A 13,927-nucleotide genomic window follows, 5' to 3' on the forward strand; every position below is an offset into this window, starting at 1 on the left:
AAGAAAGAGGGGGGCTAACGCCCCCCTCTTCGATATCAACCGGTGCACTCTCGGTCGTATTCCTCGATTATATCCCAAAGGGTAGTAGACGACGTAACCCTCTCTATGCTATCGCTTACCTTTTCCCAAAGAAACCTGGCTGGACAGCAACCTCCTCGCTCGCAGGTGCCGTAGTCCACGCAATCGGCCAGGCTGATGGGCCCCTCCAGAGAATCTATTATCTCCGAGGTAAGGATCTCTTTAGGATCTCTACTCAGGAGATACCCGCCCTGAGCGCCTCTGACGCTGGAGACCAGACCGGATTTCCGGAGCTTTGAGAAAAGCTGCTCCAGATAGCTCTCGGACAGAGTCTGGTTCTTGGCTACCTCGCTTATCGATATGGGACGACCGGTACCGTAGCCTCGAGCCAAGTCGATCATCGCCCTGAGTCCGTATCTGGTTTTAGTCGACAGCTTCATCTACATCACCCTCCGTGGTAGGAGGATACTATACCCAACTTTATTTGTCAAGTATCCTATGAGCCACTTAGATATCAGTCCTGAAAAACCGCCCCTCTGTTGCCGGACGTAACGAAAGCCCTGTAGCGCTCCAGATACGAGGTGGCCCCGGGCTGCATCATCGGAATCCATTCCCTCTTGCGGCGTTCCAACTCATCGGCGTCGACCATGAGATCCAGTTTTCTGGCAGGTATATCTATCACTATTTCGTCGCCGTCTTCGACAAGCCCTATAGGTCCTCCTGCGGCGGCTTCCGGCGACACGTGGCCTATGGAGGCTCCTCTGGTGGCCCCGGAGAAACGCCCGTCGGTTATTAGAGCCACTGAGCCACCCTGCCCTCTTCCCATTATCGCCGAGGTGGGAGCCAGCATCTCCCTCATTCCAGGTCCACCCTTAGGTCCCTCGTAGCGGATGACTATAACGTCTCCGTCGGAGATGAGGCCTTTCATTATGGCCTCTCCCGCCGCCTCCTCCGACTCGAAAACCCTGGCTGGACCTCTGTGACGCATCATCTCGGGAGACACGGCGGTCTGCTTCACCACCGCTCCGTCGGGAGCCAACGTTCCCTTGAGGACGGCTATACCACCCTCGGGATCAACCGGATCTGAGACGGGATGGATAACCGACCTGTCCTTGATCTCCGCTTCGGCCACGTTCTCCGCCACGGTACGACCGGTGCAGGTGATCGAATCTCCGTGAATCAAACCGGCGTCCAGAAGCTCTTTCAGCACGGCTTGGATTCCTCCGGCCTTCCAGAGATCCTCTATGTGATGAGCCCCGCCAGGGCTCATGCTGCACAGGTGAGGTGTACGGCGGCTGATGGCGTCCATATCCTCCAAGGTGAGATCCACCCCGGCCGAGTGGGCGACGGCGGGAAGATGGAGAGCTGTGTTGGTGGAACCTCCCAGAGCCATATCTACCGCTACTGCGTTCTCGAAGGCCTTTTTCGTCAATATCTTTCTGGGCTTTATATCCTTCTCCAACAGTTCCATTATCTGTCTGCCTGCATCCTTGGCCAGACGATCCCTGGCGGCGAACACGGCGGGAATGGTCCCATTCCAGGGAAGTGCCAGTCCCAAAGCTTCCATCATGCAGTTCATGGTGTTGGCGGTGAACATTCCCGAACAGGAACCACAGGTAGGACAGGCCGAATCCTCTAGCTCGAGAAGCTCCTTATCGGATATCTGATCGACCGCTTTTTTCCCAACCGCCTCGAATACCGTACTCAGATCGGTAGCGCAACCGGGGGAGGAACCGGCCAACATGGCACCGCCGCTGATCACTATGGAAGGTATATCCAGAGTGGCCGCCGCCATCGCCATGGCCGGTATGATCTTATCGCAGTTGGTGACCAACACAAGACCGTCCAGACCGTGGGCCTGGGTCATAAGCTCTATAGAGTCCTTTATCAGCTCTCTGCTGGGAAGGGAGAATTTCATCCCCTTGTGCCCCATGGCTATCCCATCGCACACCCCTATTACGGGAAACTCAAGAGGGAGACCTCCTGCTGCATAGACACCGGCTTTGACCGCTCCGGCTATACGGTTGAGGTGAATATGCCCCGGAATGATCGAGTTATAGGCGTTGACGACCCCTATCCAAGGACGGTCGATCTCCCAATCGGTGTAACCGTTTGCCTTCATCAAGGATCGATGAGGAGCCCTCTCGAACCCCTTCTTTACGAAATCGCTGTTCAAGTCAAATCCCCCTTTGGATTAACCCCATATCAGGCTGGGCAGAAAAACCGTCAGCCACGGAACGTAGGTGGTCAACAGAAGCACAGCCATAAGCACCAGGACCATAGGAACTATAGGGCGGCTTATCTCCTCCACCGACAGCCCCGTTATGGCGCTGGCGACGTAGATATCGATAGCCACCGGAGGCGTGGCCATACCGATAGCCAGTCCAACCGCTATCATCACGCCGAAATGGATCAGATCTCCTCCCATCTGAATTACCGTGGGCAGAAAGATCGGTGTCAGTATTATCAATGCCGAAGCTGTCTCCATCACCATACCGGCCAGGAGCACTATCACAAGTATCATCAGATACACCATGGCCTCGTTGCCTCCGGCCACGCCTAACAAGGCACTGGCGACAGCCTCCGGGACCTCGTAAAAGGCCAATCCCCATCCGAAAAGCTTGGACGTCGCTATGATGAACATTATCAAAGACGAGGTAACCCCCGCCCCCACCACCAGGCGATAGAACTTCTTCCAATCCATGGAACGATAGACAAAGAAAGCGACTCCCAGAGAATACACCACGGCTATGGCCGCCGCCTCCGAAGGGGTGAAGAAACCTGAGAAGATCCCCCCTAGTATTATCACAGGGGTCATCAGACCCCATATCGAATCCTTAAAACGCCGCCTCTTCTCCTCCTTAGGAACGGGATCGGCGGCAGGGTAGTTTCTCTTCTTTGCAACCCGGAGAGCCAGAACGATAAGCCCCGTTCCCATAAGAGCTCCGGGAATGAATCCAGCCATAAAAAGCTTTGCCACAGACTCTCCGGCTATAACGGCGTAGAGCACCATCGGAACGCTGGGCGGTATAACCACTCCGATGGTCCCCGACGCTGCGATGAGAGCGGCGGAAAAATCCAGATCGTAGCCCTTTTCCTTGAGTTCCGGCAGAAGGGCCGATCCCACAGCGGCGGTAGTAGCAGCGCCGGAGCCGGAGATGGCCGCTATGAACATGGAGGCCACTGTGGAGACTATCGAGAGCCCCCCTCTGATCCTGCCCAGAGAGGCCTCGGCAAACGCCACGATCCTCTCGGAGATCCCCCCCTTGGCCAGAATATCACCGGCCAATATGAAGAATGGAACTGCCACCAGGGCAAAAGAGTTGTTCCCCGTAAACATCATCTGAGGCACCATCTGAAGGGGCAGGCCGTTGAGAAGCAGGACTATAGTGGCAGCCACCCCTATGGCCAGGCCTATCGGCATCCCCAGCGCCATCAGCAGGAAAAAAGCGCCTCCCAACACGAACCCCATCAGGAATCCCCCTCAAAGAGACCTTTGAAACCGGCCACGAGATGGAGTATCACCACGACACAGAAAAGAGGATACATGGCGTAGATCCACCTCATGGAAACGCCCAGAGCCGGAGTCGTCTGAAAGGCCTCGGTCTCCATAAGAGCACCTCCGTACCAGCCCACTATCACGAAGAAAGCCACGGCCATGGACTGCACCACCACCGCCACGAAAAGGCGCAGAGGCCGGGGAAGCCTCTCGGTAAGAAAAGTTATCGATATATGACTTCCCCGGTAAAAGGCGACGGCGGCTCCTACCAGCGAGGCTCCAACCAGCATGAACCGTACCAACTCCTCGGACCATATGAGGGCGTCCCCGAATATCCGGCAGAGTATCTGAGCTGTCGTCAGGGCTACCATAGCTATCATGAGGACGAACAGAAGGACCTCGCAGGCCCTGTTCACCCTATCGCTCAAGACAGTAACGAAAGCCATTGCTTTTATTTCGTGTCGACGATGGCCTTGATCGTCTCGGCACCGAACTTATCGGTATATTTGTCGTATATGGGTTTTACAGCCTCTCGGAAAGCCGCAAGATCCGGCTCCGTAACCTCCATACCCTGATCCTTCAAGAACTGGAGCCACTCGGCGGCCTTCTGGTTGTCCAGGTCTCTGTTCGCCTTGGAGGCAGCCTTGGCGGCGTTCTCGATCAACTCATGCTGCGAGGAAGAGAGCTTCTTCCATGTAGCCATGCTCATCATTATGACGTTCGGAGCGTAGGCATGCCTGGTCAATGCAAGATATTTCTGGCTCTCGTAGAGCTTGAAGGAAACTATCACGTTCAGAGGATTTTCCTGCCCGTCTATGGTTCCCTGCTGAAGAGCCGTCAGGGCCTCGGTCCATGCCATGGGGACGGCGTTAGCTCCAAGGGTCTTGAAGCTCTCGACGTAAACCGGATTCTGCATGAGCCGTATCTTAAGCCCCTTCATGTCCTCAGGCTCCTTAACGGGCCTCACGCTGTTGGTGAGGTTGCGGAATCCCCTCTCTCCGTAGGCAAGTCCCTTCCATCCGAACTTTTCCATACCGTCCAGCATCTTCTGTCCCACCGGGCCGTCCAACACCGCGTAGGCATGGTCGGTATCCCGGAAGAGGAAAGGCAGGTCGAAAACACCGAACTGAGGCATAAAGTTGATGATCGGGCCTCCGGTTATGATCGCCGCGTCCACCACTCCCATCCTCATGTTCTCCAGAAGGGTCCTCTCGTCGCCTAACTTGGCGTTGGGAAAAATGGTAACCTTCAGATCCTCGCCCCCAGCCTCCACCACTTCCTTGAACTTCAGAGCACACACGTGAAAGGCGTCCTGTTCGTTGACCACGTGGGCCAGCTTGAGGGTTCTTTCCTTGGCTAAACCGGTACTCACCGCTGAAACGACCAACATAGCGGCCAAAGCGCACATCACAGATTTTCTCATCTTCTTCTTACCTCCCCTTCTTGGTTGGACCAATGGTACTACCAAAACCGAGGACATTATATTAGAATAGGGATCGCTTGACAACACCGAATAGGATCTACACGGAGGGGATGGAACAAGATGGAAAGTAAGAGGAAGAACCTTATAGATAGAATAGCCGAACTTATAGAGGGAGGGGATTTCCCCTTGGGGAAACTCCCCTCCGAGAGGGATTTCGCCGAGACCCTAGGGGTTAGCAGAGGCCTCTTGAGAGAGGCACTGGTCACCATGGAGGGCATGGGCATACTGGACATAAAGGGCAGAGAGGGAATATACGTCACAGGAAGGGACATAGCCTCAAGCCTGGACGGGGTGATATCGGGGGTCATGCTGTGGCCTCACGAGACCATGGATCAGCTGATGGAGATGAGACGTCTGGTCGAGATTCCCGCGTCCGGACTGGCTGCGAGACGAAGGGACGAATCGGACGTAGACAGAATGAGAAAATGCCTAAAAGAACTGGAAAAACTGGAGAAATCATCTACCGACTCCGACGGAGCCAGATGGGACTCGCTTCTCCATATGTCGGTGGTGGACGGAGCAAAAAACAAGCTTTTATCCAGGGTATTCGAGGGGGTCGCCCTCCTCATGGAACGGTATATAGGGGACACCAGGAGGAGACTCTTCGCCAATCCCGGGCTTCCCGACGAGGTGCTGTATCAACACCGAGAGCTGGTGAATGCCGTTGAGATCGGCGACGACAGCAGGGCCATGGAGATCACAGAGGACCACCTCAGGATAGCCGACCGCCTGTTCCGACAGGGGCATCCCTAATCGGGTCGGTCGTATCTCCGGACGTCGTCTCCCAGAGCTCTGTAGACGACGTCTCCGGGGAACCCCCTGCGAAAGAGCCTTCCCTCTATTTTCCGGGGCTCGATCCCGACGGAACGCCATCCCTCGGCCAGACGGACCGCTCTTTCCTCCTCGTCTATATCGGCCTCCTCTATGGCCTCCAATATAAAATCGGAGGGTATTCCTCTGGAGCGAAGCTCGTCTCTGATACGTCTTACCGACCAGTCGGGATGGCCGTCCACGAACAGGATAGCGTAGGCCCGATCGTCTATCAGTCCCAGCTCCTCATAGCGATTCAAGAGAGCCTCTGTCGTGGACCGCTCGCAACCCTTTCGCCTCAGCCGGACGAAAAGCTCCTTCCTGGGGTATACCCCTCTTCCCAGTAGATTCTGAAGGTATCTCTCGTGTCGATCCAACGGATCACCTCCCGGATCAAGCGGTACCGGCAAGCTCCAGCTTCTCCCGGTACATCCTGAAGACCATCTCCCTCACTGCCGGAATCGAATCCAGGGCGGGATCTCGCCCCACCATATCGATCGCGATCCTCCTGGCCAGAGTCAAAAGATCCTCGTCCCTTATCAGATCGGCCACCTTGAAATCGGTAAGCCCGTGCTGTCTGGTCCCACATATCTCACCTGGACCTCTAATCGCCATGTCAGCCTCGGCCACCTCGAATCCGTCGGAGCTGGAGCAGATGGCCTCGAGCCGTCTGTTGCCGTCATGGGTTCCCGGCTTTCCCAACAAAAAACACCAGGACTGTTCATCGCTTCGTCCGACCCTTCCTCTTAGCTGATGAAGCTGGGAGAGACCGAAACGCTCGGCTCCCTCTATGACCATCACAGTCGCCTCTGGAACGTCGACCCCGACCTCTATCACAGTGGTCGACGCCAGAAGAGGACTCTCTCCGGAGGCGAATTCCTCCATAACCGATCGTCGCTCCTCCATGGACATCCTGCCGTGAAGCATGGACACCCTTTTCGATCCGAAACGGCGAACCAGAAAGTCGAACCTCTCCTCCAGAGGACGGGCATTCAGATGCTCGCTCTCCTCTATGAGGGGACAGACCCAGAAAACCCTCCTGCCCCTGTCCATCTCCGAATCCAGAAAGCCGTAGAGATCGTCCACCTTATGCTCCCCTATCCACCTGGTCTTGACCGGAATCCGTCCTTTCGGCATCGTCTTTATCACAGATACGGAGAGATCTCCATACACCGACAGGGCCAGGGTGCGAGGGATCGGAGTGGCAGTCATGACCAAGACGTGGGGCATCTCGCCTTTTCCTCCAAGAGCTCCCCTTTGAAGCACGCCGAATCGGTGCTGCTCGTCTATCACGATCAGCCCCAACCTGTGAAAGACCACGTCCTCCTGAATGACAGCGTGAGTGCCTATGATCAGATCGACCGAGCCTTCGGCTATTTCCTTCAGAAAAGCTCTCCGTTCCCTGGCAGAAAGTCCACCTGTTAGCAGGCCGACCTTGACTCCGTGAGGCTCCAGAAAGGACCTCAGCCTTATAGCGTGCTGCTGGGCCAATATCGAGGTCGGGACCATAAGAGCCGCCTGGGTTCCCCCGTCGACGGCCTGCATCATGGCAAGAGTCGCCACGGCGGTCTTACCGGATCCGACGTCCCCCTGAAGAAGACGGTTCATCGTCACCTCCGAGGACATATCCGTACCTATCTCGGCCAGTACCCTGCTCTGATCCTCGGTGAGCTCGAACGGCAGGGAATCCTCGATCTTCCGTCTGAGAGGACCTCCCATAGGAAGCCTAGGTGCTCCTCGAAGCTCCCCTACGGATCGTCTACGGATGGCAAGGCCGATCTGAAGCATAAAGAGCTCGTCGAAAGCCAGACGACGGCGGGCTCTTTTCCAGCTCTCCGGAGAGACGGGGCAGTGCATCTCCCTTATAGCCGAACCGAGGGGCTCCAGGTCCAGATTCCTCAGGATCGACTCCGGCATATGGTCCTCCAGTTCGGGCAAAACCTGATCGAGTAATCTACGTATAGTCTTTCTCAGCCACCGATCGGAGAGGCCGGCGGTGAGGGAGTATACGGCGGCGATCCCTCCGATCTGCACGGGAACCTCGTCCTCCCCGAGGATCTCGAACTCGGGGGCCACGAACTGAGACATTCCGCCCTCCCTGGCGATCTTCCCGTAAAGGGCCACCCTGGTCCCCGAGGTCAAGAGACGATCCAGTCCCTTGCGGTTGAACCATAGAGCGGATGCCAAGCCGTGATCGTCGCTCACGATGGCTCTGGTCAGTGATATCCTCTTTTTAACGGACAGACGGCTGTCGGTGGACACCACCGTAACGATGGAGGCCGCCACGGTATCGGCCTGAAGATCCTTCAAAGGCACTATTCGTCGTCTATCCTCGTAGCGACGGGGGAAAAAAAAGAGCAGGTCCCCCAAAGTGCGAACCCCCAGCCTTTCCAGCCGAGACGCCTTGACGGGACCCACTCCGTTGAGATACCGGATGGAATTGTCCAAAACGGTCACGGAAAGGAGCCCTCCTCCTCTCTGTCCGATCCCTCGACAAGACTGCTGAAACGGACCAGAAGAGACCTGAAATCGGCCAGAAACATCTCCTTGGTCTTACGGGCCTCGTCGCACTGGCGCAGGAGGTCGTCTTTCTTGCCTCTGGCCTCGTTAATGATGCCCTCGGCTCGGCTTCTCGCCTCCGCCACTATGGCATCGGCCTCCTTCCTGGCCGATCCGAGCCGTTCCTCCGAGCTTCTTTGAGCCATAAGCAGGGCCTCCTGAAGGGAATCCCTTAAAGTATCGTATTCTCCCATCTTTTCCTGCATCCTTCTGATCTCCTGTTCCAGCTCGGCCTGACGTTCCGCCGAGTACTGAAGGGTATCGGCGACCTGATCGAGAAAGTCCTCGACCTCGTCGGGATTATAGCCTCTTATGGTCCTGGAGAAGGAGACGTTCTCGACGTCCAGAACCGTGACGAGACTAGTCACCAGAGTTCTCCTGCCTCTCCTCTCCGGCAACCCATTCCTCGCAGGCGGTCTTCACAGGTGTCGCGAGAAAACTGCTCCTGGATACCCTGAGCAGACTACCCTTGGAAGCTGCGATGACCTCGTTTATAGCGGTCAACAGATCGTTCCCCAGATCCAGGTCGACACCCTGAAGGTCGATCAATATCAGCCGTCCCTGCCTCAGAGCGGAGAGAAGATCGTCCTTCAATTCCAGACAGTCCGACCCTCTGCACAGAATGACCTCCGCCTTTGGAGGAAGAGGCCTCATGACCCTCTCGAGCCGTTCCTCCCTAGAGGTTTCAACCGCCGGGGGGATCTCGTCGAGACCGTTTTCCTTATGGGATGTGATTACTATATCGTCGTCGTCGTAATCGTCGGTCATGCCCAAAAGCTCGAAAAGCCGATTCAACATATCCTTTACTGCCTCCGTTCCCTCTCTCCGAAAATAGCCGAACCTACCCTCACGATGGTGCTTCCCTCTTCTATAGCCAGCTCGAAATCGCCGCTCATTCCCATGGAAAGTTCCGGCAGAGGCCGTCCGAACTCCTTCGTCGCTCGATCTCTTAGCTCTCTCAGAACTCCAAAAGCCCTGCCTATACGGACTTGGTCGTCGCAAAGAGGCCCCACGGTCATCAAGCCCACAGGGTTCAAATGACCGCAGGAAGAGAAAATCCCATCCAGAAGGTCCAGGGTCTCCTCCGGAGATATGCCGTGCTTGGAGGCCTCTCCCGAGGTATTCACCTCTATCATTATATCGTAAGGGGCCTTATCGAACTCCAGCGCCAGACGATCCAGGGTCTCGGCCAGACGCAGGCTGTCCACACTGTGGATCACGTCGAAAAGAGCCATCGCTTTTCTCGCCTTGTTTCTCTGTAGATGGCCTATCAGATGCCAGGGAATGGAGAGGTCTTCCGGCCAATTCTCCATCTTCCCCTCCGCCTCCTGAACCCTGTTCTCGCCCAGGGCCCATACCAAACCGGTCCTGGCGACGGGGAGAATCCTCTCGACCGGGTGGGTCTTGGTGACCCCTAACAGGCGAACGTCCTCCGGACGTCTGCCGGAACGAAGGGCCGCCTCGGCCATACGGTCCAGAACCTCTCTAACTTGAACTTCACAATCAACAGGATCTACCACAACTTTATCCTCCCCTCTTGAGCGGTCATTCCGTTCAATAATACAAGACTCCCGGGGTTTAATCCAGCCTCCACCATAAAACGACCTCCGTCCACAGGAAACCCCTCGACCTCCCGGAAGGAGACCTTGTTCCCGTCGAGGACGAAAACTCCCCTTACCCCCTGACGTATCACCACCGCCGAATCGGGAACAGCCACCCCTCTACCCTCTCCTCCGTTGACGAAAAGCCGGAGTTCCCTCCGGGCCACTACGTCCGCCGGGAAGAAGGGCAGATTGACGTAAAGCTTGACGGTATGGCCCATCCTCTGAGCAACCCGGACCTCCCCACTGTAGGGCACTCCCAATGGATCCAGCCTGAACTCCACGGTCCCCCCGTCTATGTCGGCACTGAGGGAATCGGTCAGAGGACAGTAGAACACGCACCGGAGGGTCTGAGGCTGGGGTATCAGCTTGCCTATGACCCTGTCCCTCCTTATCTCCGAGAGGTCCTGAAAAAAGAGGGTCCCCGGCGGCTCCGGCAAAGACGCCGACCCGGGCCATATGGAAGAATATCTCCACTTGCCCTCGAGACCGTCCAGACCTGGGACGAAATATCCCTTGCGAGAAGAGTATATGGAAAAGCTCTTTCCGCCTCTCAAGACGGTTCCCACCAGATCTCCCTTCCCCACGACAGCGGGAGATGAGCCGTATCTGTACTGGATCGACCCTCTGACCCTCGAGCTTACCAGTTCCTCCCGCCATATCAAAACCGCTCTGACCGGGATATCGTCCCTGTAGAATACGGTCCTGGCGTTCACCAGATCGGGGACGGATCCGGATGTATGCCACCACCAGGCCATATAAACCGAGACCACGGCGACCACGATAAAGGTCACGAACGATATGTAGGCGACGTGCAGTCCCTTGGATTTCATCGAAGCCCTCCTAGATCGCTTATGCACCGCCTATTTTACAACAGCACCGTTTTTTTTTTCTATCGAGCCTCACACTTTATCACGATAAAAAACAAAGATCGCACAAACAAGACATGCTCAATTCGAAGAAACCATAGCTAAAAACGATCAAATCACATGTATACGCATGCGCTTCAAGGTCAAAATAGCAAAAAAACAGAAAAACCTCTTGCACAAAAAAGAAACGGATGGTATAAAGGGGCATCTTTTTTTTGCAGGACACAGGAACTGAAGACGAGGAGGGGAAAGAAACATGGAGATATCCAGACCAAAGGAAATTTTCGGGATGAACGTACTCGACAGAAAGACCATGAAGGAAGTTCTCCCGGACGAGATCTATCGCAAACTGGTGACAGCCATCGAGGGCGGACAGAAACTGGACATATCGGTGGCGGATTTCGTGGCTACCGCCATGAAGGAATGGGCAGTGTCCAAGGGAGCCACCCATTACACCCACTGGTTCCTTCCAAGAACCGAGACGACCGCCGAAAAGCACATGGCGTTTCTCACCACCGACGAATCGGGAGCCCCTATGGACTCGTTCAGCGGGATGGAGCTGGTCCGAAGCGAACCGGACGCCTCGTCCTTTCCCTCCGGAGGGATAAGGTCCACCTTCGAGGCCAGAGGATACAGCACATGGGACCCCTCAAGCCCAGCCTTTGTGGTGAGAAGTCCTAAGGGAGCGACTTTATGCATACCATCTGTCTTTATATCCTACGACGGAACCCCTCTGGACATGAAAACCCCTCTGCTAAAATCGATAGACGTGGTCCGGAATAAATCGATGCGTCTACTGAAGCTCTTCGGCAACAGGAGCGTCAGATCCGTGGACGTCACCGTGGGAGGCGAGCAGGAATACTTCCTGGTGGACGAAGAGAAAGCCAGAAAGAGACCGGACATCATGAAATGCGGTCGCACCCTCATAGGGGCTCCCTCGCCTTTGGAGCAGACCGTAGAAGCCCACTATTTCGGCTCGATACACCCGAGGACGCTGGCCTACATGGAAGACGTCGAGAGGGACATGTACCGAATGGGACAGATCCTCAAGACCAGACACAACGAGGTCGCCCCCTGTCAGTTCGAGTTCGCCCCAGACATAGCCGAGGGAAATCTGGGATGCGACCAGAACCACATACTGATGGAGATAATGAAGAAGATGGCCATCAGACACGGCTTCAAGCTGATGCTCCACGAAAAGCCTTTCGCAGGCGTCAACGGAAGCGGCAAGCATCTAAACTTCTCCCTGAGGGACAGCGAAGGGCGCAATCTGCTCAAGCCGTCCAGCAATCAGAGACGGAACATTCAGTTTCTGACCTTTCTGAGCGCCTTTCTGCTGGGAGTATCCAAACACGGAGGGCTTCTGAGGGCGGCTATAGCCTCTCCGGGCAACATGCACCGTCTAGGTGGACACGAGGCCCCTCCGGCGATAATGAGCGTCTATCTGGGAGACCTGCTCACCCAGATACTGGACAATATAGAAAAGGGCCTGCCGGACAAGATGCCGTCCCGTTCCCTGATAGATCTGGGCCTCAACAGACTCCCGGCGGTAGTCGCGGACAATTCGGACAGAAACAGGACCTCTCCTATAGCCTTCACCGGCAACAAGTTCGAGTTCCGGGCGGTAGGCGCCCCTCAGGCCCTTGCGGGCCCTCTCACGGTTCTCCTGGCGGTGTGGAGCAAAGGGATCGAAGAGATGACGTCTATGATCGAACACAGGATATCGGAAGGTCGAATGGACGTCACCGACGCAGCCTTGGAGGCGATACGTCACGGGGCGAAGGAGAGCAGAGCGGTCCGTTTCGAGGGCAATGCCTACGCTCCCGAGTGGCAGAACGATGCGGCTAAAAGAGGGCTCACAGTGGCCAACACGACTCCGGAAGCTCTGGACCTGTATCTCATCCCGGAAAACCGTTCTCTCTTCGCAGATCTGGGAATAATGACCGAGAGAGAGGTGGAGGCCTATCACGAAATACGAACGGAGCAGTACGTAAACGCCATGGACGTCGAGATGGCGACTATGACCGCCATGATAAGGGAAGGGGTGCTTCCCGCCGTCACCAGACAGATATCGCTTGAATCGGAGGCCATAAGGTCCCTCCCTGAGGAACTCCGCAAGGACATGGATCCCTGGAATAAATCTCTGAAAGAGCTGGTGACGCTCAAGAACGGTCTCATAACTGGAATAGAGAACCTAGACGACCTGAGACAGAGGGCAAATAACATGAACCTCTCCGAGAGGGCACGGATCGTAACGGAGGAGGCCCTCCCCCAGATGGCTGCCGTCAGAGGGATGAGCGACGCTGCGGAGCAGCTGGTGGCAGGAGACATATGGCCCTACCCCAGATACAGGGATCTGCTCACCACAGAGTGAAAAAATCTAAAAGGAAAAGCGGTGTGCCTTCCAACAAAGGAGGCGCACCGCTTGATATATCAAAGAAGCTCAGTGTCGGTAAGTCCACACCTTATGGCATACTTGGTAAGGTCAGCTACGTTGTGCAGATCCAGCTTATTCATCACGCTCTGCCGGTGATTCTCGACCGTCTTGGCACTCAGATTGAGAGACGAGGCGATCTCCCTGGTGCTCCTGCCTTCCGCAACGAGCTGGAGGATCTCCCATTCCCTGGGGGTGAGCTCCGTCCTCTGATCCTCCTCGGCTATCAGATAATCCAACGATGCAAGGTCCATCCCAAGCCCTCTCTCTATGCTGGGGCCGAGATAGGCCTCTCCTTCGACCACCGCCCTTATGGCACCGACCAGCTCATCTGTGGCGCAGTCCTTTAGCAGAAAGGCCCTGGCTCCTGCTCTGAACATCTCCACCACGAAATGCCTGTCCGAATGCATCGACAGGGCCACCACAGCAACGCCGAGCTTCCTCAGCCTTCTGGTGGCCTCTATCCCTCCCATACCGGGCATCACTATATCCATTACGGCCACGTGGGGACGGAGCTCTTCCGCTATATCCACGGCGGCCCTTCCATCGGAGACCTCGGCGACTATGTCGATGTTTTTCTCCGCCTCCAGGAGCATCACCAACCCCTTACGGACGATCTGATGATCGTCCGCCACCATCACCCTTATCAAGAGA

At 55.9% G+C, this 13,927-nt stretch carries 14 protein-coding genes; 2 read left to right on the plus strand and 12 right to left on the minus strand.

Translation table 11 applies throughout. The features are described 5' to 3' along the window. Nucleotides 1-35: 35 nt before the first annotated feature. The 5 genes from L2W48_RS05655 to L2W48_RS05675 all read right to left on the minus strand — a co-directional run bounded on the left by L2W48_RS05655 (nucleotide 36) and on the right by L2W48_RS05675 (nucleotide 4,940). Complete coding sequence (locus L2W48_RS05655; RefSeq protein WP_005658698.1) at nucleotides 36-458, minus strand: RrF2 family transcriptional regulator; 423 nt, start codon at nucleotides 456-458, stop codon at nucleotides 36-38. Nucleotides 459-532: 74 nt separating this feature from the next. Beyond that, nucleotides 533-2,194, minus strand: coding sequence for a dihydroxy-acid dehydratase (gene ilvD / locus L2W48_RS05660; RefSeq protein ID WP_236098458.1), 1,662 nt, complete (start codon nucleotides 2,192-2,194; stop codon nucleotides 533-535). An 18-nt stretch (nucleotides 2,195-2,212) separates the two neighbouring features. Then, on the minus strand, nucleotides 2,213-3,490 hold the full coding sequence (locus L2W48_RS05665) for a TRAP transporter large permease (RefSeq protein WP_236098455.1): 1,278 nt from the start codon (nucleotides 3,488-3,490) through the stop codon (nucleotides 2,213-2,215). Further along, nucleotides 3,490-3,963, minus strand: a complete 474-nt coding sequence (locus L2W48_RS05670; protein ID WP_236098453.1) for a TRAP transporter small permease — start codon at nucleotides 3,961-3,963, stop codon at nucleotides 3,490-3,492. The genes L2W48_RS05665 and L2W48_RS05670 overlap by 1 nt, the downstream gene beginning before the upstream one ends. 5 nt (nucleotides 3,964-3,968) lie before the next feature. Continuing rightward, complete coding sequence (locus L2W48_RS05675; RefSeq protein ID WP_236098445.1) at nucleotides 3,969-4,940, minus strand: TRAP transporter substrate-binding protein; 972 nt, start codon at nucleotides 4,938-4,940, stop codon at nucleotides 3,969-3,971. 120 nt (nucleotides 4,941-5,060) lie between these two features. Here L2W48_RS05675 and L2W48_RS05680 point away from each other — a divergent pair, with 120 nt between their 5' ends. Next, on the plus strand, nucleotides 5,061-5,753 hold the full coding sequence (locus L2W48_RS05680; RefSeq protein ID WP_236098442.1) for a FadR/GntR family transcriptional regulator: 693 nt from the start codon (nucleotides 5,061-5,063) through the stop codon (nucleotides 5,751-5,753). Here L2W48_RS05680 and L2W48_RS05685 read toward each other — a convergent pair. Genes L2W48_RS05685 through L2W48_RS05710 form a run of 6 tightly spaced genes read right to left on the minus strand, consistent with a single transcriptional unit; the run spans nucleotide 5,750 to nucleotide 10,803 of the window. After that, complete coding sequence (locus L2W48_RS05685) at nucleotides 5,750-6,187, minus strand: regulatory protein RecX (protein ID WP_236098440.1); 438 nt, start codon at nucleotides 6,185-6,187, stop codon at nucleotides 5,750-5,752. The genes L2W48_RS05680 and L2W48_RS05685 overlap by 4 nt on opposite strands. Before the next feature lie 16 nt (nucleotides 6,188-6,203). After that, a complete protein-coding gene (recG, locus tag L2W48_RS05690; RefSeq protein WP_236098438.1) occupies nucleotides 6,204-8,267 on the minus strand; it encodes an ATP-dependent DNA helicase RecG in 2,064 nt (687 codons plus the stop codon). Beyond that, complete coding sequence (locus L2W48_RS05695) at nucleotides 8,264-8,737, minus strand: DivIVA domain-containing protein (RefSeq protein ID WP_236098432.1); 474 nt, start codon at nucleotides 8,735-8,737, stop codon at nucleotides 8,264-8,266. The genes recG and L2W48_RS05695 overlap by 4 nt, the downstream gene beginning before the upstream one ends. Next, nucleotides 8,730-9,167 carry a cell division protein SepF gene (locus L2W48_RS05700; protein WP_236098430.1) on the minus strand — a complete coding sequence of 146 codons (438 nt, stop codon included), beginning with the start codon at nucleotides 9,165-9,167 and terminating at the stop codon, nucleotides 8,730-8,732. Before L2W48_RS05700 ends, L2W48_RS05695 begins: the two co-directional genes overlap by 8 nt. 5 nt (nucleotides 9,168-9,172) lie before the next feature. Continuing rightward, nucleotides 9,173-9,889 (minus strand): YggS family pyridoxal phosphate-dependent enzyme, encoded by a 717-nt coding sequence (locus L2W48_RS05705; RefSeq protein WP_236098427.1) that lies wholly within the window; start codon nucleotides 9,887-9,889, stop codon nucleotides 9,173-9,175. Further along, on the minus strand, nucleotides 9,883-10,803 hold the full coding sequence (locus L2W48_RS05710) for an efflux RND transporter periplasmic adaptor subunit (RefSeq protein WP_236098424.1): 921 nt from the start codon (nucleotides 10,801-10,803) through the stop codon (nucleotides 9,883-9,885). Before L2W48_RS05710 ends, L2W48_RS05705 begins: the two co-directional genes overlap by 7 nt. Before the next feature lie 292 nt (nucleotides 10,804-11,095). Here L2W48_RS05710 and L2W48_RS05715 point away from each other — a divergent pair, with 292 nt between their 5' ends. Beyond that, nucleotides 11,096-13,213 carry a glutamine synthetase III family protein gene (locus L2W48_RS05715; protein ID WP_236098422.1) on the plus strand — a complete coding sequence of 706 codons (2,118 nt, stop codon included), beginning with the start codon at nucleotides 11,096-11,098 and terminating at the stop codon, nucleotides 13,211-13,213. A gap of 59 nt (nucleotides 13,214-13,272) precedes the next feature. On the opposite strand, the gene L2W48_RS05720 is transcribed toward L2W48_RS05715, so the two are convergent. Beyond that, on the minus strand, nucleotides 13,273-13,914 hold the full coding sequence (locus L2W48_RS05720) for a response regulator (RefSeq protein ID WP_236098628.1): 642 nt from the start codon (nucleotides 13,912-13,914) through the stop codon (nucleotides 13,273-13,275). Nucleotides 13,915-13,927 lie beyond the last annotated feature (13 nt).

The organism is Dethiosulfovibrio russensis, assembly GCF_021568855.1.
GTDB classification, from domain to species: domain Bacteria; phylum Synergistota; class Synergistia; order Synergistales; family Dethiosulfovibrionaceae; genus Dethiosulfovibrio; species Dethiosulfovibrio russensis.

Bases quoted from the DNA above. Each gene is read 5' to 3' on its own strand.
- L2W48_RS05655 (WP_005658698.1), bottom strand. From the start codon at position 458: ATGAAGCTGTCGACTAAAACCAGATACGGACTCAGGGCGATGATCGAC.
- L2W48_RS05665 (WP_236098455.1), bottom strand. From the start codon at position 3,490: ATGGGGTTCGTGTTGGGAGGCGCTTTTTTCCTGCTGATGGCGCTGGGG.
- L2W48_RS05670 (WP_236098453.1), bottom strand. From the start codon at position 3,963: ATGGCTTTCGTTACTGTCTTGAGCGATAGGGTGAACAGGGCCTGCGAG.
- L2W48_RS05675 (WP_236098445.1), bottom strand. From the start codon at position 4,940: ATGAGAAAATCTGTGATGTGCGCTTTGGCCGCTATGTTGGTCGTTTCA.
- L2W48_RS05680 (WP_236098442.1), top strand. From the start codon at position 5,061: ATGGAAAGTAAGAGGAAGAACCTTATAGATAGAATAGCCGAACTTATA.
- L2W48_RS05700 (WP_236098430.1), bottom strand. From the start codon at position 9,167: ATGTTGAATCGGCTTTTCGAGCTTTTGGGCATGACCGACGATTACGAC.
- L2W48_RS05710 (WP_236098424.1), bottom strand. From the start codon at position 10,803: ATGAAATCCAAGGGACTGCACGTCGCCTACATATCGTTCGTGACCTTT.
- L2W48_RS05715 (WP_236098422.1), top strand. From the start codon at position 11,096: ATGGAGATATCCAGACCAAAGGAAATTTTCGGGATGAACGTACTCGAC.